The sequence below is a fragment of the Oceanivirga salmonicida genome, from assembly GCF_001517915.1.
Classification (GTDB): domain Bacteria; phylum Fusobacteriota; class Fusobacteriia; order Fusobacteriales; family Leptotrichiaceae; genus Oceanivirga; species Oceanivirga salmonicida.
The window spans coordinates 1-25,993 of the sequence record NZ_LOQI01000003.1; the positions used below are offsets into that span (position 1 = coordinate 1).

A 25,993-nucleotide genomic window follows, 5' to 3' on the forward strand; every position below is an offset into this window, starting at 1 on the left:
AAAAAAAAAAAATGAAATAATAGATAAATTAAAATTCACAATCTAAAAAAATATCACTCAAATTCGGCTATACATATTGTATTGGCTTAGTTTGAGTGATTTTTTGTTGCGAAACTTGGGTTATAACTGAATAGAAAAAAATAGAGATTTTAATATCTCTATTTTTCATATTTAGTAAGTACCATACAACCATCTTTGGTAACTACTATATCATCTTCTATTCTAACTCCTGCAACACCAGGTTTATAAATTCCAGGTTCTATTGTAAATACCATGTTTTCCTCTAATATGTCATCAGTACTTTGAGAAACATCTGGAAATTCATGTACTTCCATACCAAGACCATGTCCTAATCTATGAGTGAAATATTCTCCATACCCACCTTCTGTTATAATGTCTCTTGCAATTTTGTCAATCTCGCTAAATTTCATACCTGGCTTACAAGCCTTAATTGCTTCCATATTGGCTTTTTTGACTAATTCGTATATAGTTTTAGCTTCATCGCTAACTTTTCCAAATTCAAAGGTTCTAGTCTCGTCTGAGGCATATCCTTCATACCATACACCTAGGTCAAATAGAGCATAGTCTCCTTTTTTTAATTTTGTAGTGCCACTTTCTCCATGTGGATTAGCAGCATTTTTACCAAACAATACTATAGTATCAAATGACATAGATTTAACACCTAATTTTTTCATTTCAAATTCTATTATAGATTTTAGTTCTAATTCAGTGATGCCTTCTCTTAAATTATTTTTAGCAATATCAATTGCTATATCAGATAACCTTGTTGCTTCAATTAACTTTTCTATTTCATCACTAGACTTATATTTTCTCATATCTGCAATTAGATTATCACATTCATTAAATGATTTAATTTCAAATATTTTTTGTATTCTTTCTAATCTATCAATAGTTAAATGAGTTTTTTCAAGTAGAACATTTTCTAATTTACCTGTAAGTTTAAATAAATTAGCATAACCATCTTCTGTGTCAAGATAAGAAGTTAAATCTAATTTAACTCTTAGACTACTTTTTGCACTTTCAAATTCCATTGCAGGAACTAATAAAGAGATTTTATCTTTACCAATAATAAGTGCTAATAATCTTTCGTGTGGATCACAACTAAAACCTGTTAAATAATATATATTAGTAGGTTTAGTAATTATTGCAGCATCTATATTTTTTTCTCTTAATATTTTTTGTATATATTTAATCTTTTCCATTATTCTCCTATAATAAAAAGCTCTTAAAGAGCCTTTCATTTTTATTTTATTTTCCTCCTAATAAGTAACCGAATTTAATTCCTGGACGGAATGAATGAGTTATATTATAAGCATCATCCTTTTTTAAACCTAAGTTATCTTTATCGGCAGTATCATTTTTAGTTTTTATACCAGAATTTTCATAACCTAATACAACTGATAATCTAATTTGGTCATTTAATTTTGCACCAACTAATAAGTCAACATTTACAACATGTCCACCACCTAATACTTTTGGACTAGAATTGAAATCAAAATAACCGTGTCCACCAGCAGTTACTCCTAAACCAATAAATGCTTTTGTATCAGAGTTAGGTATAGCAAAATCAAAATTCATTTCTCCACCTACTGTAGCAACTATACCATGTATATTTTCTACTGGTTTATTCCATTCATATTGTGATACAATTTTATCTCCTAAAGTAATTCTAGGACCAAAAACTAAATCAACTTTTTCATTAATTTCATATTTCCATTCAGGCACATAACCAATTCTTAAATCTACTTCTTTTTGCCATATTTTTGTTGGCATTTTACCATTTTCTGAAATTTTTTGAATTTTAAATGGAAAACCAATTTCTCCTTCTATTCTATGAAATGGACCTTCAATATCAGCTGCAAAAGTAGTTAAGCTAGCTAATGCTGCAACTGTAAATAATAATTTCTTCATTTTTTTTCTCCTTTTAAATTAATTTGATATACATTTTTTAAATTTATTATATCATTAAAATTATAACACTATTTGATTTAAAAATCAATTTTATCAATAATAGTTTTTAGAATTTTTTTTGAATTATTTAATTTTTCTTGTTCCGCTTTGCTAAACTCTGGACATATTTTCATGACTTGTCCATTTCTGCCAACAATGTTTGGAACAGAATAATATATATTATCAATAGGGTTATATGTAGAGACTGTTAATATAGATTTTTCATCTCTTAATATAGCACCAACAATTCTATTAACTGCTAAGCCTATTGCATAGTTTGTATATCCTTTTTTCTTAATAATTTCATATGCAGAATTTTTTACTGACATTTCAACAGAATTTTTCAATTCATCTAGTTCTATATTTTCTCTTTTACAATATTCATCAATAGATAATGGACCAATGCTAAGAGATGACCATACAGCAAATTCACTATCTCCATGTTCACCTATTATATAACCATGTATGCTTCTTGGATCTAAATCAAATATTTTTGCCAAATTATATTGTAATCTAGAAGTATCAAGTACAGTACCACTTCCTATTACTCTATTTGCAGGAAAGCCAGATAATTTATATGTTATATATGTTAATATATCAACAGGGTTAGAAACAACTAATAATATTGCATTAGGAGAATATCTCACAATTTGTGGTATCATTTGTTTAAAAATTGATAAATTTTTATTTATTAAATCTAACCTAGTTTCTCCATCTTTTTGTCCTGCACCAGCAGTAATTATTACTATATCTGAATTAGCAGTATCTTTATAATCTCCTGCAATAATTTCAGTTGATTTAAAAAATGCAGCACCATGTGCTATGTCTAATGCTTCTCCCATAGCCTTATCTTTGTTAATATCAACTAATACTATATTAGATGCTATACCAGTTTCTGCTATTGAAAGTGTAGTAGCAGAACCTACAAATCCCGCTCCTATAATTGAAATCTTATTTGTCCTTTTCATCATATTTTTGTATGCTAAATCTCTTTAACCTACTTCTCCTTTCACCTTTTTATATACTTATTTTTTAATATCTAATGTAAAAACTCTATCTGAAATATGTTTTACAAGATTTATATCATGAGATATGAAAATAAAAGTTGTAAAAAAGTTTTTGTTAAAAAATTTTATTAAATTTATAATTTGTTCTTGTGTGCTTAAATCTAATGCAGAAAGTGGCTCATCGCATATGATTAATTTGGGGTTTGAAATCATTGCAGCCCCTACAACAACCCTTTGTCTTTGTCCCCCTGATAAATCAGTAGGGTATTTATTTTTGTAATCCTCTAATAAAAGTATTTTTAACATATCATCTACTTTTTCATCAATATTTTCTATATTATTGACTATTAAAGGTTCTTTTAATATGTTCTCGACTGTAATTGCTTCATTAAGTGAAGTGTATGGATCTTGAAATATCATTTGTATATCAATTATTTTTCTTTCAGAAATATCTTTATTTTCAAATATTATTTCTCCACCATCTTTTTTTTCAATTCCCATAATTATTTTTGCTATTGTAGATTTACCTATACCTGACTTACCTATAATTGAAAATATTTCTCCTTTTTTTACATTAAATGAAACATTTTCAAATATATATTCATTATTAAATTTTTTGCTTAAATTTTTAATTTCTAATAACATGGTTGTTCTCCTTTAATATATTATACTCAATTTAAGGGAAATATAAAAGGATTTTATGTAAATAAAAAAGGCACAATGCCTTTTTTATAAATTTTTACTATTTAACTAATTCAGAGAATTTTAATTCAACACGTCTATTCATGTATCTTCCTTGTTTAGTCTTATTAGTAGCAGCTGGTTCTAATTCACCTTTACCAGTAATGCTATTAACTTTAATAGAATTACTTAATCCGTATTTTTGTAATAACATAGTTATTTGTTTAGCTCTTTCAACAGATAATTTTTGGTTGTATTTAACTGATCCAGTAGCATCAGTATGTCCAACTACGTCTATATCACCTGATACAGCGAAATTATTAACCATATCTACGATTTCTTTTAAGTTCTTTTGTTCTTGTGCATTTGGCACTCTACCATCAACTTTAAATCCATATATAGTACAGATTTTAGTTTCTGATGAACAATTACCATGTATGAAATCTGGTCTTTCAACTTCAACTATAACTGGTTCTTCAACTACAGGTACAACTGGTTCTGGTGTTGGTTCAACAATTGGTTCAACAACTATTGGTTCAACAACAACTGGTTCAGGTTTAACTACTTCTTTTTGAACAACTGGAGCTTTTTTAATGAATGATCCTAATCTAAGACCTACTCTAATACCAACTTTGTTGTCAAATGCTTTATTTCCAGCAGCCTTTAAGTCTTTTGGAGTGAATCCACCATCATATAATAATTCAGCAACTAATGCGTTGTATTCAACACCAAGTCCTAAACCATAGTAAAGACCTGGTTTAAATGGATCTCCTACTTTTTCTCTTGAAGCCATTCCACCTAATCTACCTACAACATAAGCTGCAGCGTCATCTTTTTTATTTCTCCAAAAATTAAGATGTGTTACCGCATAAATAGGTATGAATTCTTTTTCATTTTTAGCAGTAGTACCTTTTTTAAATAATACTTCTGGTCCAGAATTGTAGTGTAATGATTTATAACCGAAGTTATATTCAGCACCTACCCCTAATTCAAATACACCTGTGTCTATAGGTATAATTTCAGTTCCTAATGTGAACCCCATACCGTTAGTATTATCTAACGATGGTTTTGTTGCAAATTTAACGTGATCTCTATATGCGTCGAAACCTGTTTTAACGTTCCATTCCCACGCGAATGTGTTCATGGCTGCAAATGTTAATGCGATAATCGCTATTTTTTTCATATTTTTCCCCCAATTCTAAATATATTTACATACATTTGTTTAATATACTCTGATATATTATATAACAAAAATTGTTAAAAATCAACTTAAAATGTGGTATAATAAAATTAAATAAATAATATTTGAGTTAGGAAACAGTGAAAGTATGAATAAAAAAGTAGTGTTAGGAATGTCTGGCGGGGTAGATTCATCAGTGGCAGCAGTGATTTTAAAAAATCTTGGATACGAGGTTATAGGGGTATTCATGAAAAATTGGGAAGAAAAAGATGAAAATGGAATTTGTACTAGCGAAATTGATTATGCAGATGCAATGAATGTTGCTGAAAATTTAGGAATACCATTTTATTCTGTTAATTTTGTAAAAGAATATGCAGACAGAGTATTTAGTTATTTTTTAGATGAGTATAAAAAAGGAAGAACTCCAAATCCAGACGTAATGTGTAATAAAGAAATAAAATTTAAAGCATTTTTAGAATATGCATTTAGTTTAGGTGCTGATTATGTAGCAACTGGGCATTATGCTAAGGTAATGCATACAGATAAGGGAAGTATTTTATTAAGGGGTATAGATGATAATAAAGATCAATCATATTTTTTATCTAAATTAAGTAGTGAGCAGTTAGAAAAGGTAATTTTTCCATTGGGGGATTATACTAAACCTGAAATAAGAGAGATTGCAAAAAAAAATGGATTAATAACGGCTAATAAAAAAGATAGTACAGGAATATGTTTTATAGGAGAGAGAAATTTTAAAGAATTTTTAAATAACTATTTACCGAATAAAAAAGGGAATATAGTAGATGAAAAAGGTAAAATTTTAGGAACTCATGATGGACTTATGTACTATACTATAGGACAAAGAAAAGGTATAGGTATAGGAAATACAAAAGATGGTAATGGAAAGCCTTGGTTTGTTGCTTATAAAAATTTAGAAAAAAATGAATTGGTGGTATCACAAGGAAATACTGATATCTTATATTCAAAAGGTCTTATAACTAATGACTTTGAATTAATTAATAAAGAAATAGCAAGTTTCCCCCTAAGATGCACAGTTAAGTTTAGATATAGACAAGATGACGTTTCTGCTATAATTACAAAAGAAAATGGGAAACATATAGTTATGTTCGATGAAAAACAAAGAGCGGTAACGGAAGGTCAAATAGTTGTCGCATATTTAGGGAATATTTGTATAGGTGCGGGAGCAATAGATAGTATAATAAAAGGAGATTAAGTATGTTTTTTGGGTTTTTTGGCAAGAATAAAAATGAAAAGATTGAAGAAGTTAAAGAATATTTAAATATTATAGATGAAGACGGAAAAGAAATTACTGTTGAAAAAAAAGAATGGTTAGCTACTGAGTTTTATCCATATATAGAAAACAATATTAATAATGATGAAGAAATATATAATATGGTTAATTTAGCAATGGAATATGGTGTAAAATATGAAGTTTTAGAGCCAAGTTATAAACTATATATTAAAGATAAAAGTGTAAATAAAAACGTTTGTCTTTTATTTAAAGCATATAGAATTAATAAAATGAATGATGAAGCAGTAGATTTATATGAAGAATACATGAATGATGGAAATGATTTGAATTGTTTCATGTATTATGATTTGGCTTTAGCACAAGAAGAGTTATCGAGATATGATATGGTTGAAAAAAACTTATTCTTAGCATTTACTAAGAACAACAACTATATTAAAGTAATAGATAAATTAATGGATTATACTAGTAAATTTTTAGAACCTGATAAATATTATGAATGGTTAAAAGATTTAAATGATACTTCTAGTTCTTGGTATTTGAGTAAAGAATTGGCAATATTACAATTTGAAAAAAAATTATATGGAGAGGCAACAAATAATTTATTAAAAAGCCTTAGTTTGTGTTCGAATAATGAAAAAAATGTTATTATTATAGCTAAATTATTATTAGAAAATAATAGATTAAATGAATTTGAAAATTGTATTTTACCTAAATATGATATAAATACTAGTGATATTAATTTTCATAATATAGTTCAAAAATTTTATTTCAAGGATAAACAATATAAAAAAGGTTTAGATTTATTAAAAGAAATATATTTAACAGGAAAATATGATGAGATATTTGTTCAAAATGAAAAATTATTTTTAAAATCTAAATTATTAGAACAAGATAAGAAAAAGTATGCTAGATTGGTTAGTGGTATAGCTTCACCTAAGGCTAGATTTAATCCACTTTTTGCACCTATATACACTAAGCAATTAAATATGAAAGTTAAAGAAAAAACAGGACCAAAATTTATATTTTTAGGATTTACAACTAATGGAGAAGTTGGAGAATATTCCGAAAACTTGAAGGGAATAGTTAAAAATATTTCTTCATATATATGTGATTTATTGTATTTTAATTCAGATATATCAATAAATAATGCCTTCTTATATGATGATTTAGGACCGGTATTAAAGCGTGGAGAATATAAAGATGAGTATTTCAAAAAAATAAAAGAAAGTAATCCTGATATGGAATATGTAATAACAGGAGAAATTTTTGAAGTAGATTCAAATGGAGCATTTGATATTAGATTTTATACATATAATTTTGAGATGGATCAAAGATTACAACTTTATTTAACTACTACTTCTGAAAATGGCTTATATGAAGTAATATCTAAATTTTTAAATGTTATTATTAATAAGATGCTTGATATCAATGTAGAAAGTGTAAAAATAACAGATAAAAAATTCTTAGAAATATATACGGATTATGTAGAAATATTTTTAAATGTAAATAATGATAATGAAAATAAAGTATATACTACTGATAAGATAATTAGATATTGTTTAAATAATCCTAGTGAATATAAAGTAAATATAGCATTATCTACAATACTTACTCAAAGTGAGTACTTCCCTGAAATTAAAGAGAATTATAAACAAAAAATATATGATATTATAACTTTAAATAATATGACATATAAAGATTTAATGAGTAATTTTGAATTTGTATACGGAGAAATAAATGAAGAAGCTTAAAAATTTTATACCAGCAATATTATTAATATTAATCTTAATATATAGAAATATGACTATTGATTCTAGTTCTAACGATGAATATTTAGTTGTAGGTTTAACTATAATATTTATAAGAATGATATTTTTTAAAATGTCATTAAATAGAAGTATGCTTTATGTAATATTATTATCAGTGATTGGAATATTTTATATATACATTTATACACATAACAATATAAATGATTTAATAACTGAAAACTATATTTTGTTAGCTTCTATATTTAATTTAGTAAATATACTACTAATGTTATGGTTAATACACCAAAATTATGTGTTTATAGGTATGATATATTTAATAAATGCTGTACTAATTTCAGTAGAATTAATACCTAATATAGCCAATTATGTAGAAATTTTAGCAATATCAATATATATAATAGCGAATATTAAAAAAATAATAAATATGAAAAGCGTTAAAGAGAAAGCAGAAATAAAGGAAGAAAAAAATGATTAAAGAAGATTTGGTACATATTTTAGACAACATAATAGATAAGCAGAAATTTAGTAATATGGAGATGAATTACTACTTTAAAATAAAAAAATATTCACTAGAAGAAAGAGCATTTGTTAAAAACTTATTGAATGTAACTATAAAAAATCTAATATATATAGATTATTTGATAGACAATTCAGCAAAGAAAGTAACAAAGAGAAAGACTAGGCAAATATTAAGAATGACATTAGCACAAATGTATTTTACAAATTCTGATATTAAGGGTGCAGTTTATGAAGCAGTACAAATAGCAAAAGAAATTAATGTTGAACAAGGGAAATTTGTAAATGCAGTTTTAAAAGACATAATAAAAAACAAAGAAAAAGTGGATAAAAAAATAGAAGCAGAAAAACTATATTACATAAAATATTCTTACCCTAGATGGCTATATGAAAAAATTTGTATAGATTGGGGAAATGATGCTTTAGAAATTATGAAATCTTTAAAAGAAAGATCATATTTGTCGCTTAGAATAAATACTAAAAAAATTACTAATAAAGAATTTGAAGAAAAAATAAAAAAAGTTGATACTAAAGTATTATTTCAAGTTGAAAATGTATATTACTTATCTAATTATAAGGTTTTTGAAAGAAAAATATTCAAAGAGGATGAAGTATTTATACAAGATGCTTCTTCATACATAGTTGCTAAGAATATGAATATAAAAAAGGGTGCGAAAGTATTAGATGCATGTAGTGCTCCAGGTGGTAAGAGCATAGCCGTGCTTAATATGTATGAGCCAGAAGTAGTTTTTTCTTGTGATATATATGAACATAAATTAGATGCTTTAAATGAAATAAAAGAAAAATTAAATTTAAAAAATATGACAGTTTTAAATAGAGATGCAAGTAAAGAAGAAAGTTTTATGGAAAATATTTTTGATAATATTTTATTAGATATTCCATGTTCAGGACTAGGGGTTCTTAGACGAAAACCTGAAAAGGTGTATACACTGGATTCAAAAAATATAAAATCACTTAAAAAATTACAAAAAAAGATATTTGAAACTAATTTAACTTATTTAAAAAAAGGTGGAGAATTAATATATAGTAGTTGTACTATAACGAAAAATGAAAATACAAATAATGTAAAATATTTTTTAGAAAAACATAAAAACCTAGAAGTGAGTGAGGTGTATATACCAGATAATATTGAGTATGTTAAGGATGAATTTGGGGGAGTATATATAAGTCCTAAAAATAAATATGTAGATGGATTTTATATTATTAAATTTAAAAAGGGATAAAGATGCGATTAAAATTAGAGTATGAGATAGTAGAAATATTAAATAAACTAAGACAATTTGGTAAAATATATATAGTAGGTGGATTAGTTAGAGATAAAATAATAGGTATTGAGTCTAATGATATTGATATGATGTCAGATATAGAGACCGATACCTTACTTGAAGTTTTAAAAGAATATAATCCTATTGTATATAATAGGCGATATCAAATAATAAAATTTAAAACTCAAAATAATAGATACGAAATAGCAAGATTAAGAGAAGATACAGGTATAGTAGATATAAAAAATTTTAGAAGATTTAATTTTGTATCAGACATTACAAAAGACGTAAAAAGGAGAGATTTTACGATTAATGCTATTGCTTATGATGGAGAACATATTATAGATTTAATTGATGGTTTAAAAGACATTAAAGAGCAGAGAATAAAAATTATTGGTGATAGTGAGACAAGATTATCAGAAGATAAGATTAGAATATTAAGAGCATTTAGATTTATGGCAAAACTTAATTTTGATTTTGATGAAAATCTTGAAAATGCAATAAAATTAATGGCAAAAGAATCTGATTTGTTTTCTAATTTTTCAAAAGAAAGATTATTAGTAGAATTTAATAATATAATATTAAACAAATATGGTCATAAAGCCTTAAAAAAAATGTTTGAACTTAATGTTTTAAAATATTTCATACCTATTTATGATAATAGAAGATATAATCCTGAATTATTTTATAAAATATGTAAAAAATATGAATTTATGATATTAAAATATAAGGTTATAGATAAAGAAATGGCATATGCATTATTATTTTCTTTTTCTGCTAAAAAAAAGATTGATTTTTCAGAAAAAAATTATGAAGCAGATAGTGTACAGGTGTTTGAAAAATTTAGACAGATTTATAAAATGCGAAAAAAAGAAGAGTGCAATATTATTAATTTAATATATTATCATAATATTATTTATAAAAATCCATCGCTTATTATGATAAAAAGAATGCTTTTGGATTTAGTAAATAATAATATGGTTTGTAAACTTATAAACATGACTAAAATTATGTATGAGTGGGAATTTGATAATGAAAATATAAATAAAATACTGTATAATATACAAAGACTATATTTAGCAGATGAGCCAGTTTTCATATCTGATTTAGAAGTTTTAAATATTGATTTGTATAATCTTAATTTAGATAGTAAAAAATTTTTCCAAATGAAAAAACAAGCTTTTAAAGAAGTTTTAAATGGAAAATTATCTAATACAAAAGATCAAATTTTAAAAAGTATTATATCAAAAAATAAATTAAATATAGAGTTAAAAGAAGAAATTTGTGCAGGGGCTGTTGTATACAGAAAAATTGAAAATAAATATCAATTTTTAATAATTAAAGGAACTAATGGAGGTAGTTGGGGATTTCCAAAAGGACATGTTGAATACGATGAACTATTAAGTGAAACTGCAATAAGAGAAATAAAGGAGGAAACTAGCATAGATGTTAGTATAATTAATACTAAAAACTTTGTGTATGCAATAAAATATATAATAAGTCCTGACATTTACAAGGAAGTCAATATATTTTTAGCAAGAGCTAATAATTATGAAATAAAAATAGATGAATTAGAATTAGAAAAAGCATTATGGCTTGATTTTAACGAAGCTGTTTCGATATTAACTTATCAGCACCAAAGAAATATATTAAGAAAAGCTATGCTATATATATATGAAGATGAGAGATAAAATGTTTGTTGCCTTAGTGCATTACCCAGTATATAATAGAAATAATGAAATAGTAGCAACTTCAGTAACTAATTTTGATATACATGATATATCAAGAACTTGCAGAACATATGATATTGCTAATTATTACATAATAACACCTGTTCAATCTCAAATAGAACTAACTAATAGAATAATAGGATATTGGCAAGTAGGAGATGGTATAGGTTTTAATAAGGATAGAAATGAAGCTTTTGAAAATACACTAGTAATAGAAAGTATAGAAAAAGCCATAGAAGATATTATAAAAAAGACAGGTAAAAAACCTAGAATTGTAACAACTTCGGCTAGAATTTTTGATAATTCTATAAGTTACAAAAAAATGAGTGAAAAAATAAAGACAGAGAATGAGCCTATACTTTTATTATTTGGTACAGGTTTTGGTTTAACTGATGAGATAATGAATATGTCGTACCATATCTTAGAACCCATAAGAGCCAACACAAAATATAACCATTTATCAGTTAGGTCAGCAGTTAGCATAATTTTAGATAGATTATTAGGAGAGGATTAAAAATGGTAGGTATAGTAATAGTAAGTCATAGCTATAATTTGACTAAATATTTAATAGAATTTTTAGAAATTTTTAAAACAAGTGATTTTGAAATAGTAAATGGTAGTGATGAAAATCAAGCATTTGGAACTAGTGTAGAAAAGGTTGAAACTGCAATAAAAAAAGCAGACAAAGGTAGTGGAGTTTTGTTATTCGTTGATTTAGGAAGTTCTATTGATATAGCATTAAAAGCAATGGAAAATTTAAATGGTGTAGTAAATACACAAATAGCAGACAGTCCATTAATTGAAGGAAGTATATCAGCAGTAGCAGCAAATGATGAGGATATTTCTCTTTCAAAATTAAAAGTAATTGCAGAAGACAGTATTAATTTTAGAAAAATTAAATAAGGATTAATTAAAGTAAAATAGGAGGCAAAAATGAGAAAAAGAATATTAACAATATTATTGATGTTTTTAGGTTTAATGAGTTTTGCAAAAAAACCAATAGATTATATATCTGCTGGTAGAGTTCAAATGTTTAATGGTGAAAAATATGAACTAAGATTTAGTTATAATCCTATAAAAGATTATTTTAAACAAGAATATAATAGAAAAGAGGACCAATCTCCTAATTATGTTAAAATGATAATTATAGATATTTTAAAAGTATCTGAAAATGAAAAACTTTCTGATATTGTAGCGGTTAAATATAATAGTTGGAAAGAACAAGGACTATTAAAATATTTTAAGGTTTTAAGTGAAAGCGAAAATGAGATAATATATGAGTTTATATTAAATTCAAATGAAATTCATGAGTATAATATATACAGAGAAAAAATTACAAATGGTTATCTTGTTTTATATGCTTATTCACAAAGAGGCTATATACATAATGAAAAAGAATTTAATGAATATAAGGCTAAAATAATAAAAAATAAAGATGATTTGTTTAAAAAAATTAAAGAAGTTAAATTGCCAGTTGTAAAGATTAAAAAATAAAGGAAAATAGGGGGCAAAAATGAGAAAAAGAATATTAACAATATTATTAATGTTTTTAGGCTTAATTAGTTTTGCAAAAGATAAAGAACCAATAGATTATGTGTCTGCTGGTAGAGTTCAAATGTTTAATGGTGAAAAATATGAACTTAAATCTAGTTCAAATCCAGTAAAAAATTATTATAGACAAGAATATATAAAAAAAGATGAAAAATTACCTGAATTTGAAAAAATTATAATGATTGAAAGTTTTAAAGCCAAAAAAAATGAAACTATTCAAAATGCTGCTAATGCAATTACTACTTCTTGGAAGAAATCAGAAGGTTTGATATATTTTAATATTATAGAGGATAGTAAAAATAAAGCTATTTTTGAGAGTATATTAATTTTTAGAGATAAAGTATGGGAATATAGTATATATAGATTGGAAATGCAAAAAGAAAACATGGTTTTATATGCTTATAGATATAGAGGTAATTTGAAAAATGAAAAATTATTTGAACAATTTAAGTTTGAAGTATCAAAAAATAAAGAGGATTTTATACAAAAAGTTAAAGAAGTTAAATTGCCAGTTGTAAAGATTAAAAAATAAAGGAAAATAGAAAATAATGAGAAGTATTGTAAATGAACTAAGAGAAGAAAAATTGAGCATATTAAAGTTATTTATTTTATCATATAAGGCTATATTTACTAATATTATTATGTTAGTAATAACTGCTTTAATGTTAGTAGTAATGTATTTTATTCCAATTGAATTCATTTTATTATTAGACCCAATTTCATATTTGATGGTAGTAATAGTATTAGAGTATACATTTTTTAAAAAAACTAATTACAATATTAAAAGAGTAGCCTTATTTCTTGTTATAATACTTTTATTTGAATATATACTTTTTCAATATTTGATTTTAATTGTACCATTATTACTATTGCTTAGAAATTTAGATTTCAGTTCTAGTTTATTATTATCTTTTAAATTAATTAGAGATAATATAGCTAAGATATTTTTAACTAATTTTATGCAACTTATATTTTTAGGTATAATTATTGGATTTCCACTAGCATTTTATACAACAGAATTAAACTTAATTCCAGTAGGAGCAAATCAAGAACAAGTATATGAAATACTTATAAAATTTACTACACCTTATTTACCTTTTTTTAAAATAATAAGCAGTATAATTTTTGGAGTACAAAATTACTTGATATACAAACACGTAGAATATAAAGATATAATAAGGGGTTAGCATGAACGAAATGATAAATATAGGCATTATAAAAGGAACTCATCATTTACAAGGGGCCTTAAAAGTAAATACGGGATTTTTACATTTTGATAAAATAAAAGGTGAAAAGGTTTTAATAGAAGCATTTAAAGGTATGCAAATATTAACTATAAAAGATTTTAAAAAAATGACTGATAAAAAATATATAATAACTTTTGAAGAAGTATCTAATGTTACTGATGCAAAAGAATTAATAGGTGCTAGTATAAAAATAAGAAAAGATTTATTACCTAAAATAGACAAAGATGAATATTATACAGATGATTTAATAAGTTTTAGAGTATATAGTGATAATGAATATATAGGAGACGTTATAGATATTATGGAAACGTCTGCACATGATATATTAGTGGTTCAAAATAACGAAAAGGAAGTTTTAGTTCCTTTTGTACAAGATGTATTTATAGTTAATATTGATTTTGAAAATCAAAAAATAGATATTAATTTATTGGAAGGAATGTTATGAAAATAAGGGTGCTTACACTATTTCCAGAATTGTTTGATTTATATTTATCTCAAACTATATTAGAGAGAGCAAAAAATAATATAATAGATTTTGACATAGTAAACATTAGAAAATATGCCGAGGATAGACATGATGGAATAGATGATACTGCCTTTGGTGGTGGAGCAGGAATGGTATTAAAACCTGAGCCATTTTTTAAATATTTTTTTGAATTAAAAGATAAGAATATTAAACCTTATGTAGTTTTTGTAAGTCCACAAGGTAAAAAATTAGATCAAAAAAAGGTTATGGAATTAGGAAATAAAGATGATTTATTAATAATATCAGGTAGATATGAAGGATTAGATCAAAGAGTAATAGATAGGTATGTAGATGAAGAAATTTGTGTTGGAGACTATGTATTAACAAGTGGAGATTTACCTAGTCTTAGTATAATAGATGCAATTTCTAGACAAAAAGATGGAGTTATAAAAAAGCAATCTTATGAAACAGATTCATTTTATAATGGGCTTTTAGGCTATCCACAATATACTAAACCTAGTAATTTGGGTAGGCATAAAGTTCCTAGTGTTTTATTAGAAGGAAATCATAAAAAGATAGAAGAGTTTAGATTTAAAGAGAGTGTAAAGAAAACTATACTTAATAGACCTGATTTGCTAGAAGAAAAAATGAAAGATAAAGAATTTGTTAAAAAATTAAAGGAGATATTATGAGATTTTTTTTACCAGTTATATTATTTACTGCCATATCTTTTTCAAAGGATACAGATTATAATTTAGAGTTATATAATCCTTTGAAAAATAATAAAAATGTACAAATATTAAATATTAAAAATTATGTTCCACCTGTTATTACAGCCATAGAAAACAATGATATAGATGCATTAAAAAAAGAAAAAATAGATTCAAATATTAATAGTCCTGTATTAAATAAAAACTTACTAGGAACAGCTATATACAATAATTCAAAAGATGCTTCTAAGTATATAATGCAAAAAGATAATGAGCAAATAAATGAGATATCTAGCGATAATACTTTACCTATTCAAAATGCGGTACTTAAAGAAAATGAAGAAATACTAACGCTTTTATTAAATAATGGAGCTATTATTAGAAAAAAAGATGCAAATGGAAATGATGCTTATGATTTAGCTACTAAATTTGGAAAAGGTAGAATGGTTAAGATACTAAGAGATAAAGAATTAAAGAAATATAGAAAAAATAAAGAGAAAAAAATAAAAGAAAAGAATAAAGAAAAAAGCAAATAAATTAAATTTATAATAAAAAAGTTTGAAAATAAAAGAAAATATTATATAATATAGATATAGATAGACATGTATATATTAAGTGTAAGTAAGTAATTTTAGGAGGACAAAAATGATTAGATTAACAGGTATTCCAGCGTCAGAAGGTATTTCGATAGGAAAAATTTTAGTATATCAAACTGAAAAAATTGATATGGAAGCTATAAAAATTTCAAAGATTCCATCAGAATCAGAAATGTTAAAATTAGAAGAAGGTATGAAAAAAACCAAAATACAAATATTAAATATTAGAGAAAAAGTAAGTCAAGAAATGGGAGAAGATAAGGCTGGAATTTTTGATGCTCATTTAGAATTATTAGAAGATGATGATTTGTTAGATGAAGTAAAAGAAAGAATAAAAACTCAAAATATGACAGCAGCTTATGCACTTAATGAAGGTATAGAAGAATATTGTGCACTATTATCTCAATTAGATGATCCATATTTAAGAGAAAGAGCAACTGATCTACAAGATATAGGATCAAGATGGGTAAAAAATATATTAGGAATGAAAATAAGTTCTTTATCTAATTTAGAACCTAATACTATTGTTGTTACTTACGATTTAACACCATCAGATACAGCACAATTAGATCTTAAAAATTGTGCAGGATTTATAACTGAAATAGGCGGTAAAACTGCCCATTCTGCTATAATGGCTAGATCATTAGAATTACCAGCTATAGTTGGAGTTAAAAATATACTTAGCACAGTAAAAGAGGATGAAAAAGTAATAATAGATGGAGATACAGGAGAAATATATTTATCTCCAACTGAATTGATAGAAAAAGAATTTACTAAAAAAAGAGAAGAGTTTTTAAATAATAAAGAAGAATTGAAAAAAGTTAAATATTTACCAACTGTTACATTAGATGGTAGACAATTAAGTGTAATGGGAAATATAGGTAGTCCAGAAGACGTAGATGCAGTATTAGAAGCAGGTGGAGAAGGTATAGGTCTATATAGAACTGAATTTCTATTTATGAATTCAGATCATATGCCTACTGAAGAAGAACAATATAGAGCATATAGAATAGTAGCAGAAAAAATGCAAGGAAAACCAGTTACTATTAGAACCATGGATATAGGTGGAGATAAAGAATTACCTTATTTAGATTTAGCAAAAGAAATGAATCCATTCTTAGGTTATAGAGCTATAAGAATTTCATTAACTCATAAAGAAATGTTTAAAACTCAATTAAAGGCTATATTAAGAGCATCTGCTTATGGTCAAGTTAAGATAATGTACCCTATGGTTTGTTCAATAACTGAAATTAGAAAATCTAATCAAATATTAGAGGAATGTAAGAAAGAATTAGATGCAATAGGTAAGTTATATGATAGAAATATTAAAGTGGGAATAATGGTTGAAACACCATCTACTGCAATAATAGCATATAAATTTGCAAAAGAAGTTGATTTCTTCTCTATAGGAACTAATGATTTAACTCAATATTTCCTAGCAGTAGATAGAGGAAATGAAAAAGTTTCTTCATTATATAGTTCATATAATCCAGCAGTATTAGAAGCTATACAAAAAGTTATAGATGCAGGACATGACAGAGGTATAAATGTAAGTATGTGTGGAGAATTTGCTGGTGATAAAAAAGCAACTGAACTTTTATTAGGAATGGGATTAGATTCGTTCTCAATGAGTGCAAGTTCTATATTAGGAGTTAAGAAAAACATTAGAGATTCTAAATATATAGAAGCACAAAATTATAGAAATATAATATTAAGTAAAGATACGCCAGAAGACGTAATAAGTAGTTTAAAATAGGAGTATAATATGAAAGTTGTTATGACATTAGTTAAAGATTTTGAACTTTTGGAAGCAGTTGGCTCTATTGATATGCTAAGGAGAGCTGATATTGATTTAGATATTGTATCAGTATTTAATGAAGATATAGTTATGTCTTATCATAATGTGGGATTAACAGTAGATAAAAAAATGAAAGATATTGATTTAAATAGTTATGATATGTTAATATTACCAGGTGGAGCAGGCACAGTTAATTATTTCAATTCAAAAGAATTAATGCAGGTTGTTAAAGAGTATAATAAAGAAAATAAGTATTTAGCAGCCATATGTGCAGCACCATCAGTTTTAGCAAAAAATGGTGTTTTAAATGGGAAAAATGTTACGGCATTTCCAAGTGTAATTTCTGATTTAGAAAAGGCTAATGCTAATGTAATAAATAAAGGTGTGGTTGTAGATGGTAAAATTATTACAGGACAATCTGCGGCTTATAGTATAGATTTTGGATTAACATTAGTTGAAACTATATTAGGAAAAGAAAAAAGAATAGAAATAGAGAAATCAATAATTAGAAGCTCAAAGTAGAGCTTCTTTTTGAAAGAATTACGGAGGTTAAATGAAAAAGTTGGCAATAATAACAGGTGCAACTAGCGGTATAGGTTATGAAATAACTAAATTAATAGCCAAAGAAGACGTTGATATATTAATGATATCTAGAAATAAAGATAAAATGGAAACTGTTAAAAAAGAATTAGAATTATTTAATAAAAATAAAATAAGTATATTATCAATAGATTTATCTAAAAATTTAGAAACTGATTTTGAAAATATAGTAAATGAGATTGGAGATAGATCAATTAAATACTTTATAAACAATTCAGGTTTTGGAGATTATGGAGAATTTTCTAGTGCAGATATAGAAAAGCAAAGAAATATGATAAATTTAAATATATTGGCATTAACTAATTTAACTAAGATATTTTTTGATAATGTAAAATCAGATAGTGAATCATATTTATTAAATGTAGCATCAGTAGCATCTTTTATGTCAGGACCATTAATGTCAGTATATTATGCAACTAAGGCTTATGTATTGTCATTTACGAGAGCATTAATATATGAAAATAGAGAAAATAAGAATATTCATATATCTGTATTATGTCCAGGCCCAACTAAGACTAATTTTATTAAATCATCTAATTTAGAAAATTCAGGATTATTTAATAAATTAAAAATTATGTCAGCCTATGATGTTGCTAGAATAGGGTTTAGTGAACTAAAAAAAGGTAAAAAAGTAATAATACCTGGAATAAATAATAAAATAGGTGTAATACTTAATAAGTTTGCACCAAGTAATTTAGTAAGTTATATAGTATATAAAATAAATAAGAAAAAGTAAAAAAAAGTAAAATTACTTAAAAAATTATAAGTATTTAATTTTAATTATTAATATGTTTAATAATAATATAGGAGGTTCAATATGAAAAAAATAATAACAGTAATATCAATTTTAATTACAGCAACAACAACTATGTCAATGACTTCAATAAGAACATTAAAAGGGATAAAATCAGTAAGAGGAAATGTAACATATACAAATAATAGTATTACAAAAAATATTCCTATACATACAGTATTTTTAGGTTTAGAAGGTGAATATCTATTGCCAGTATATGAAAATTATAATAAAACTAAATTTTTATTAGGTGTAGGTGGAGATATTAAATTAGGTTTTTCTGGTTATAAAGAAGATAATTTGAAAAAATTTTTAATAGAAGGTTATTTAGGTCCATATGTAACAGGGCAATTTGGATACCAAGTAAATAGAGATTTTTTATTAAGAGGTGGACTTAAAGTTGGCGTTGGTTTAGATACTCATAGTGTTTGGTCAAAACCAGGTGCTTTAAATGCTAAATTTGCACCTACTGTTGGAGTGCCTATCACTTTAATAGGAGGATTAGATTATAATAAATTTAGTCTTAATCTTGAAATAGGTGGAAAATATCTTGCTAAAAAAGGTGAAATAGGAATATTAAATAAACATAAATTTGTATTTACAACAGGAATTTCATTAGGGTATATTTTTAAATAATAATCTAATATGTGAAAATATATAATATGTAGAAATATAAAGGAGATCAACTATGAAAAAAATGTTAATTATTGGAATAGCAATGTCAATTTTTAGTTTTTCAGAAGGGGCATCATATATTAGAACAGGTATAAATTATACTAGAAATAAAGTTAATATAAGTGATAAAAATGTACATACTGTTTTAGTATCAGGAGAACTAGAATATTTATTTCCTGTATATGAAAATTCAGGTTTTAAAGTATTGACAGGTGTAGGAATAAATGGGAAAATAGGTGGAGCTAATATATTTAGAAATATTAAGAAACAAAACTTATTAGAAATATATGCTGGACCCTATGTAACACCACAAATTTCATATGATATAAATGATTATTTAACTGCTAGAACAGGATTTAAATTAGGAGTGGGCTTAAATGTGCATGAAGTTTTTAATTATGATTTAAATAATGATACTATTATAACTCCATCAGCAACTTTAGGTATACCAATGACTTTTGTTTTGGGAGTAGATATTGGAAGATTTACAAGTAATTTTGAAATAGGTTCTAAATTAGTTATGGGAAATGGTAAATTATTGACAGAGAAAAACAATTTCTTACTTATAACTTCATTATCTATAGGTTATAAATTTTAATTAGATTACAAATTTTAATTAAGAGATCATTAAACTTAAAAACAAGTTTAATGGTCTTTTTTGTAGAAGAAAAAAGAAAAATATGCTAAAATATACAAAAAAACAATTGAAAAATATGAGAGTATAATGTAATATATTAGTTAAGAAAGTGAGTGAAAATGACAAATCAAGAAATTGAAAAAGAAGTATTAAGGCAATATGATATTCTAAAAAGAGGTTGCGAAGAAATAATAAATGAAGAAGAGTTTAAGAAAAAGTTAAGAAAAAGTATAGAAGAAAATAAACCATTAAAGGTTAAATTAGGTATAGACCCAACTGGAAGTGATTTACATATAGGGCATGCAGTTCCACTTAGAAAATTAAAACAATTTCAAGATTTAGGGCATGAGCCAATATTTCTAATAGGAACATTTACTGCAAGAATAGGAGACCCAACTGGTAAGTCTGAAACTAGAAAAATGCTTAGTATGGAAGAAATAGAACAAAATATTAAAACATACCTAGAACAAGTAAAATTAATATTAGATATTGATAAATTAACAGTTAGGTATAATCATGAGTGGTTAGAAACTTTAAGCTTAGCAGAAGTATTAAATCTTTTATCTAAATTCACTGTATCACAAATGGTAAGTCGTGAGGATTTTTCAAAAAGATTAGCAGCTAATAAACCAGTATCATTAATAGAATTTATGTACCCTATATTGCAAGGTTATGATTCGGTAGCCTTAGATGCTGATATAGAATTAGGTGCAACTGAACAAAAATTTAATCTTTTAAGAGGGAGAGATTTATTAAAAGATTTTGGTAAAGAACAACAAATATGTATGCTTATGCCTATATTAGTTGGGTTAGATGGAACTGAAAAAATGAGTAAATCATTAGGTAATTATATAGGGGTAAAAGATAGTCCTAATGATATGTTTGGTAAGATAATGTCAATATCAGATGATTTAATGTATACATATTATGAACAAATTACACAAATTTCTATTGATGAAATAAAAGAAATTAAAGAAAAAATGCATCCTATGGAAGCAAAAAAGAAACTGGCTATGGAATTAGTTAATACATACTATGGAAAAGATGCAAGTATTGAAGCAAGAGCATATTTTGAAAATATTTTTTCAAAGAAAAATTTAGATATAGAATTGCCAGAATTTGAAGTTGATTTTAATGAAATCAATGTTATTGATCTTTTAGTAAAAGAACTTAATATATTTAATTCTACAAGTGAGGCTAGAAGATTAATCTCACAAGGTGGATTTAAAGTTAATGATGAGAGTATAAAAGACGTTAAACATGTTTTAAAAATAGAAGATAACATGATAATAAAAGCAGGAAAGAAAAATATTTTTAGATTAAATAAGAAAGGATAAATTATATGGAAAAAATATATGACGTAATAGTAGTTGGTGGAGGGCCTTCAGCAATAGCAAGTGCTATATATACAGTTAGAAAAGGTCTTAAGGTTGCAGTAATTGCTGATAGTATAGGTGGACAAGTAATAACTACTAATGAGATAGAAAATATTATAGGTATACCTAAAACAACAGGTTATGAGTTTACAACTAATCTTGAAAAACATTTAACAGAATATGAAGTAGACGTTTTCAAAGGACATTTAGTTAATCAAATTAAATTAGAAAATGAATATAAGTTAGTTATTACAGATAATGAAACATACAAGACAAAATCAGTAATATTAGCAACTGGTGCTAAACATAGAAAATTAAATGTAAAAGGGGAAGATGATTTTGCTTCAAAAGGAGTACATTATTGTGCAACTTGTGATGGACCATTTTATAGAAATTTAGACGTTGTAGTAGTTGGTGGTGGAAATTCTGGTGTAGAAGCAGCACTTGATTTATCTAATATAGCTAAAAGTGTTACTTTAATTGAGTATTTAGATACTTTAAAAGCAGATAGTTTACTACAAGATAAATTAAAAGAAAATGAAAAAATAAATGTTATACTAGGTGCAAAATTAGAGGAAATCAAAGGAACACAATTTGTTACAAATCTAGACTATATTGACAGAAAAACAAATGAATTAAAGAATATAAAAACAGATGGAATTTTTGTAGAAATAGGATTGTTACCTAGCACAGATAATTTTAAAGATTTAGTTGAATTAAATAATAGAAATGAAATAAAAATAGATGCATTAAATAAAACAAATGTAGATGGAATATTTGCAGCAGGGGATTGTACAGACGTAGCATATAAGCAAATAATAATAGCATTAGGAGATGGAGCAAAGGCGGCTCTTAGTGCATTTGATTATCTTTTAAAGTTAGAAAAATAAATAGGAGGAACAATAAATATGGGAAGACACGGAACCATTGCTGGTCGTAAAGAATCGCAAGATAAAAAAAGAGCAGCAGCATTTACCAAATATGTAAGATTAATAACAGTAGCAGCAAGAGAAGGAGCAGACCCTGAGTATAATGTTTCTTTAAAACATGCAATAGAAAAAGCAAAAAGTATAAATATGCCTAATGATAATATACAAAGAGCAATCAAAAAAGGATCAGGAGATGGAAGTGCTGATGCTTTTGAAACTTTAAATTATGAAGGTTATGGTCCTGGGGGAGTTGCTATTATAGTTGAAACTTTAACTGATAATAGAAATAGAACAGCTTCAAATGTTAAAAGTCTTTTTGATAGATCAGGTGGTAATTTAGGAGTTACGGGTTGTGTTTCATATATGTTTGAGAGAAAAGGTGTAATTGAAATTGAAAAAAAAGATGGAATGTTAGAAGATGAAATAATGGAAACGGCATTAGAAGCAGGTATGGATGATATGATAACATATGATGATAGTTTCTATATAACAACTCCACTTGAAAATTATGATACAGTTAAAGACGCACTAACTAATGCAGGTTATGAACTATTAGAAGCAGATTTAGAATATGTTCCTTCTATAGAAGTAGAAACTTTATCAGATGGAGATAAAGATAAATTGCAAAAATTAGTTGATAAATTAGAAGAAGACGATGATGTGCAAAAAGTGCATCATAATTTTACTGGTTTTTAATGACAAGAGGTGCTAATAATGGAAAGTGAATTTTTAGATGATGATTTATTTTTACTTGATTTGGAAATATCTAACAAACAAGAATTGTTTGAGTTAGTTGCAAAACATGCAAAAAAATTAAATTTAATAGAAGATGAAGAAGGTTTAATACAAGATCTTTTTGAAAAAGAAAAATATACGGCTACATATCTAGGAAATGAGTGCAGTATACCACATGTAAGAAGTTCAAAAATAAATAAAAATACTATACTGTTTTTTAGATTAAGTAATGGAATTGAATGGTCAGATAAAGATACGGCAAAATATATATTTGTTATACTTGCTAAAAAAGAAGATAGAAATTTACATATAGACCAATTAAAAAGTGTTTCTAAGAAAATTTTAGATAAGAAAAAATTTGAAATTTTTAAAAATTCACAAGATAAAAAAGAAATTTTAAGTATATTAAAAAGCTAGAATAATAAAATATTCTAGCTTTACTTTTTTGAAACAGAGTTTATCAAGCTAGACTACTCTGCTTCTGAGAATAATATTCTAGACAATCTGTCACTCAAATTATCTTTATTACTCATTAATATTTTTCTAACTTGGTCAGAATTTTTACCTTTTAAAGTTTTCATAGCTTTTGTACAAACTCTTATTTTAACTTCTTTACCGTTAATCTCTAATTTCATAACTTGTAAATTAGGTCTCCAAATTCTTTTAGTAGCTCTGTGAGAGTGGCTTACTAAATTACCGTGTCCTGTTTTTTTCCCAAAAACTTCACATACTTGCATCTTTTGCACCTCCATAATTCAATACTTAGATTTTTATTATATCATATTGAAATATATTATTCAAGGGCGTTTTTGCTTTTATTTAAAGATAAATTTTGTTTTAATTCATATAGGTATTTATATACAAAAAATAAAAAAATTTCAAAAAAAAAAAATATGTGTTATAATAAACTATAAACATATAAAATATAGGAAGAAGGATATAAAATGAAAAAAATATTTGTAGTAATATTAATTGCCTTGGGATTAGGTTCATATTTATTTATAAAACAATATAAAAATAAAGAAGTAAAATCTACAACTGATATTACAAAAACAGAAGAGGTTGAAAATAATACAGAGAATAACACAGAAAATAAAATAGAAAATGAAAAAGATACTGAAATTAAAACATTAATATCTAATACTAATGTTGAAAAAAATATAAATAGTAAAGATTTTGAAAATAAGGTAAACATAATAAAGAAAAATTTAGGAATAACGGCTAATGAAAAAACAGTTAAAATAATGTTAGAAATAGATGAAATGCTTAACTTAACTGATGCTGAGTCAAATGAATTCTTTGATAAATTAAGTTTAAGATTATCTAAAATAGTTAAATCAGGTTATGCAAATGTTGAAAAGTTAAACGAGATAGTAGATTTAACAAAGGTAATATTGGTTAAAGAAAAAGAGTATAAAGTTAAAGATGAAAAATTAACATTAGATGATCTTGAAAGAGCTAAAAATTCTGCATTTAATATATTAGGTCTAAATCAAGATGCATTAGATAAAAAAGAAATAATAAAGAAAAATTTAGATATAAAAATTGATAAAAATACTGTTGAAATTATGGTAGAAATAGATAAAATAGCTAATTTAACTGATTATGAATCAAAGGCATTATTTAATAAAGTAGGAGCTGAAACTGCTAAACTAGTTAAAGATGGTAAAGCAAAACCTACTGATTTGAAAAAGATATTAGAATTAATTAAACTTGTATTATCTAATCAAAAAAATGGAACAGGAGAAAATGGAAGATTAACAGCCAATGATGCTAATAAAGCATTAATGGACGTAATAAAGACATTTAAAAAATAAAATAAAATTATAGGTAGATTATTATCTGCCTTTTTAACTGAATATAGGGGTGCATATGAAAAAAATAATATTTACATTTTTAACAGTAATATTTTTTATATCTTGTGGCTATACTGTACCTAAAAAATATATGTCATTTCATTTTGACACTAAGGTAAGTGGAATTAAACTTTTAAGAGAAGATAAAAAAAATAGCGAAAGAGTAATTATAGGATTTAAAGATTTTCAGGGTGAAGAATTTGTTAATTTTGAACTAGGAGATTTTTCTAAATTTAGTGGTAAAATTGGTATAGTATATATAAAATCCAATGGAAGATTAAATGATAAATATAGCTCATATTATGGGACAGAATATGAAATGAAAGGAAGCATAGAAAATATAATTTTAGAAAATCCAAAAAAGAAAGTTAAAATATATATAGATATGAAAAATGGAACAGCATGGGTAGATAATGTAGAAAATAAATTTATAGTAGAAGAAATAAAATTGAAAAAAATAGAAAAAATTTAAATAATTTGATATATAATTTCAAAATTAAGTGCAGAGAAAACTGTGAAAAATATAAACAAAATATCAGTAGTAGAGATTTTCACCTTTACTACTTTTTTAATGAAATTTTGACAAATAGTATGTTAATGTGTAAGATTAG

General features: G+C 25.3%; 30 protein-coding genes. 24 read left to right on the forward strand and 6 right to left on the reverse strand.

The features are described 5' to 3' along the window. Positions 1-158: 158 nt before the first annotated feature. From AWT72_RS00575 to AWT72_RS00595, 5 genes are all read right to left on the reverse strand, one after another. The gene (locus tag AWT72_RS00575; protein WP_067139215.1) at positions 159-1,223 is read right to left on the reverse strand and encodes a M24 family metallopeptidase; all 1,065 of its coding nucleotides are present in this window, start codon (positions 1,221-1,223) and stop codon (positions 159-161) included. Between the two features lie 46 nt (positions 1,224-1,269). After that, entirely contained in the window at positions 1,270-1,932 is a 663-nt protein-coding gene (locus AWT72_RS00580) for a hypothetical protein (protein ID WP_067139218.1), read from the reverse strand. Positions 1,933-2,009: 77 nt separating this feature from the next. Continuing rightward, positions 2,010-2,942 carry an L-lactate dehydrogenase gene (locus AWT72_RS00585; protein WP_231501455.1) on the reverse strand — a complete coding sequence of 311 codons (933 nt, stop codon included), beginning with the start codon at positions 2,940-2,942 and terminating at the stop codon, positions 2,010-2,012. A 54-nt stretch (positions 2,943-2,996) separates the two neighbouring features. Beyond that, entirely contained in the window at positions 2,997-3,623 is a 627-nt protein-coding gene (locus AWT72_RS00590) for an ABC transporter ATP-binding protein (protein WP_082680482.1), read from the reverse strand. 97 nt (positions 3,624-3,720) lie between these two features. Continuing rightward, the gene (locus AWT72_RS00595; RefSeq protein ID WP_067139223.1) at positions 3,721-4,842 is read right to left on the reverse strand and encodes an OmpA family protein; all 1,122 of its coding nucleotides are present in this window, start codon (positions 4,840-4,842) and stop codon (positions 3,721-3,723) included. 145 nt (positions 4,843-4,987) lie between these two features. On the opposite strand from AWT72_RS00595, the gene mnmA reads away from it, so the two are divergent. The 22 genes from mnmA to AWT72_RS00705 all read left to right on the forward strand — a co-directional run bounded on the left by mnmA (position 4,988) and on the right by AWT72_RS00705 (position 23,943). Further along, positions 4,988-6,073 carry a tRNA 2-thiouridine(34) synthase MnmA gene (gene mnmA / locus AWT72_RS00600; protein WP_067139226.1) on the forward strand — a complete coding sequence of 362 codons (1,086 nt, stop codon included), beginning with the start codon at positions 4,988-4,990 and terminating at the stop codon, positions 6,071-6,073. A 2-nt stretch (positions 6,074-6,075) separates the two neighbouring features. Continuing rightward, on the forward strand, positions 6,076-7,863 hold the full coding sequence (locus AWT72_RS00605; protein ID WP_067139229.1) for a tetratricopeptide repeat protein: 1,788 nt from the start codon (positions 6,076-6,078) through the stop codon (positions 7,861-7,863). After that, positions 7,850-8,356, forward strand: a complete 507-nt coding sequence (locus AWT72_RS00610) for a hypothetical protein (protein ID WP_067139232.1) — start codon at positions 7,850-7,852, stop codon at positions 8,354-8,356. The genes AWT72_RS00605 and AWT72_RS00610 overlap by 14 nt, the downstream gene beginning before the upstream one ends. Beyond that, on the forward strand, positions 8,349-9,641 hold the full coding sequence (gene rsmB, locus AWT72_RS00615) for a 16S rRNA (cytosine(967)-C(5))-methyltransferase RsmB (RefSeq protein WP_067139235.1): 1,293 nt from the start codon (positions 8,349-8,351) through the stop codon (positions 9,639-9,641). Before AWT72_RS00610 ends, rsmB begins: the two co-directional genes overlap by 8 nt. Positions 9,642-9,643: 2 nt before the next feature. Next, entirely contained in the window at positions 9,644-11,374 is a 1,731-nt protein-coding gene (locus tag AWT72_RS00620; RefSeq protein WP_067139238.1) for an NUDIX domain-containing protein, read from the forward strand. Continuing rightward, positions 11,364-11,927 (forward strand): RNA methyltransferase, encoded by a 564-nt coding sequence (locus AWT72_RS00625; RefSeq protein ID WP_067139241.1) that lies wholly within the window; start codon positions 11,364-11,366, stop codon positions 11,925-11,927. The genes AWT72_RS00620 and AWT72_RS00625 overlap by 11 nt, the downstream gene beginning before the upstream one ends. A gap of 2 nt (positions 11,928-11,929) precedes the next feature. After that, on the forward strand, positions 11,930-12,316 hold the full coding sequence (locus AWT72_RS00630) for a PTS-dependent dihydroxyacetone kinase phosphotransferase subunit DhaM (protein ID WP_067139244.1): 387 nt from the start codon (positions 11,930-11,932) through the stop codon (positions 12,314-12,316). Positions 12,317-12,346: 30 nt separating this feature from the next. Next, positions 12,347-12,907: an HI_0983 family protein gene (locus AWT72_RS00635; protein ID WP_067139247.1), complete on the forward strand. Its 561-nt coding sequence runs from the start codon at positions 12,347-12,349 to the stop codon at positions 12,905-12,907. A gap of 19 nt (positions 12,908-12,926) precedes the next feature. After that, the gene (locus AWT72_RS00640; RefSeq protein ID WP_067139250.1) at positions 12,927-13,496 is read left to right on the forward strand and encodes an HI_0983 family protein; all 570 of its coding nucleotides are present in this window, start codon (positions 12,927-12,929) and stop codon (positions 13,494-13,496) included. Between the two features lie 16 nt (positions 13,497-13,512). Further along, positions 13,513-14,151 carry a hypothetical protein gene (locus AWT72_RS00645; RefSeq protein WP_067139252.1) on the forward strand — a complete coding sequence of 213 codons (639 nt, stop codon included), beginning with the start codon at positions 13,513-13,515 and terminating at the stop codon, positions 14,149-14,151. Position 14,152: 1 nt separating this feature from the next. After that, positions 14,153-14,656 (forward strand): ribosome maturation factor RimM, encoded by a 504-nt coding sequence (rimM, locus tag AWT72_RS00650; protein ID WP_067139255.1) that lies wholly within the window; start codon positions 14,153-14,155, stop codon positions 14,654-14,656. After that, positions 14,653-15,369, forward strand: coding sequence for a tRNA (guanosine(37)-N1)-methyltransferase TrmD (gene trmD, locus AWT72_RS00655; protein WP_067139258.1), 717 nt, complete (start codon positions 14,653-14,655; stop codon positions 15,367-15,369). The genes rimM and trmD overlap by 4 nt, the downstream gene beginning before the upstream one ends. After that, positions 15,366-15,923 carry an ankyrin repeat domain-containing protein gene (locus AWT72_RS00660; RefSeq protein WP_067139261.1) on the forward strand — a complete coding sequence of 186 codons (558 nt, stop codon included), beginning with the start codon at positions 15,366-15,368 and terminating at the stop codon, positions 15,921-15,923. The genes trmD and AWT72_RS00660 overlap by 4 nt, the downstream gene beginning before the upstream one ends. 109 nt (positions 15,924-16,032) lie before the next feature. Next, positions 16,033-17,739: a phosphoenolpyruvate--protein phosphotransferase gene (gene ptsP, locus AWT72_RS00665; RefSeq protein WP_067139264.1), complete on the forward strand. Its 1,707-nt coding sequence runs from the start codon at positions 16,033-16,035 to the stop codon at positions 17,737-17,739. Between the two features lie 9 nt (positions 17,740-17,748). Continuing rightward, the gene (locus AWT72_RS00670; RefSeq protein WP_067139267.1) at positions 17,749-18,303 is read left to right on the forward strand and encodes a DJ-1 family glyoxalase III; all 555 of its coding nucleotides are present in this window, start codon (positions 17,749-17,751) and stop codon (positions 18,301-18,303) included. 31 nt (positions 18,304-18,334) lie between these two features. Then, positions 18,335-19,117, forward strand: a complete 783-nt coding sequence (locus tag AWT72_RS00675) for an SDR family NAD(P)-dependent oxidoreductase (RefSeq protein WP_067139270.1) — start codon at positions 18,335-18,337, stop codon at positions 19,115-19,117. A gap of 81 nt (positions 19,118-19,198) precedes the next feature. After that, complete coding sequence (locus AWT72_RS00680) at positions 19,199-19,810, forward strand: hypothetical protein (protein WP_067139273.1); 612 nt, start codon at positions 19,199-19,201, stop codon at positions 19,808-19,810. Between the two features lie 52 nt (positions 19,811-19,862). Continuing rightward, entirely contained in the window at positions 19,863-20,447 is a 585-nt protein-coding gene (locus tag AWT72_RS00685; protein ID WP_067139276.1) for a hypothetical protein, read from the forward strand. A gap of 158 nt (positions 20,448-20,605) precedes the next feature. Next, positions 20,606-21,823, forward strand: a complete 1,218-nt coding sequence (gene tyrS / locus AWT72_RS00690) for a tyrosine--tRNA ligase (RefSeq protein ID WP_067139278.1) — start codon at positions 20,606-20,608, stop codon at positions 21,821-21,823. A 5-nt stretch (positions 21,824-21,828) separates the two neighbouring features. Beyond that, on the forward strand, positions 21,829-22,752 hold the full coding sequence (locus AWT72_RS00695; RefSeq protein ID WP_067139281.1) for an FAD-dependent oxidoreductase: 924 nt from the start codon (positions 21,829-21,831) through the stop codon (positions 22,750-22,752). Between the two features lie 18 nt (positions 22,753-22,770). Further along, the gene (locus tag AWT72_RS00700) at positions 22,771-23,487 is read left to right on the forward strand and encodes a YebC/PmpR family DNA-binding transcriptional regulator (RefSeq protein WP_067139284.1); all 717 of its coding nucleotides are present in this window, start codon (positions 22,771-22,773) and stop codon (positions 23,485-23,487) included. A gap of 18 nt (positions 23,488-23,505) precedes the next feature. Continuing rightward, the gene (locus tag AWT72_RS00705) at positions 23,506-23,943 is read left to right on the forward strand and encodes a PTS sugar transporter subunit IIA (protein ID WP_067139286.1); all 438 of its coding nucleotides are present in this window, start codon (positions 23,506-23,508) and stop codon (positions 23,941-23,943) included. Between the two features lie 53 nt (positions 23,944-23,996). Here AWT72_RS00705 and rpmB read toward each other — a convergent pair whose 3' ends face one another. Next, positions 23,997-24,263, reverse strand: a complete 267-nt coding sequence (gene rpmB, locus AWT72_RS00710; protein ID WP_067139290.1) for a 50S ribosomal protein L28 — start codon at positions 24,261-24,263, stop codon at positions 23,997-23,999. 207 nt (positions 24,264-24,470) lie between these two features. Here rpmB and AWT72_RS00715 point away from each other — a divergent pair, with 207 nt between their 5' ends. Both AWT72_RS00715 and AWT72_RS00720 read left to right on the forward strand, forming a co-directional pair. Next, complete coding sequence (locus AWT72_RS00715; RefSeq protein WP_067139293.1) at positions 24,471-25,343, forward strand: hypothetical protein; 873 nt, start codon at positions 24,471-24,473, stop codon at positions 25,341-25,343. A 55-nt stretch (positions 25,344-25,398) separates the two neighbouring features. Then, positions 25,399-25,854, forward strand: coding sequence for a hypothetical protein (locus AWT72_RS00720; RefSeq protein WP_067139296.1), 456 nt, complete (start codon positions 25,399-25,401; stop codon positions 25,852-25,854). The last annotated feature ends 139 nt before the right edge of the window (positions 25,855-25,993 follow it).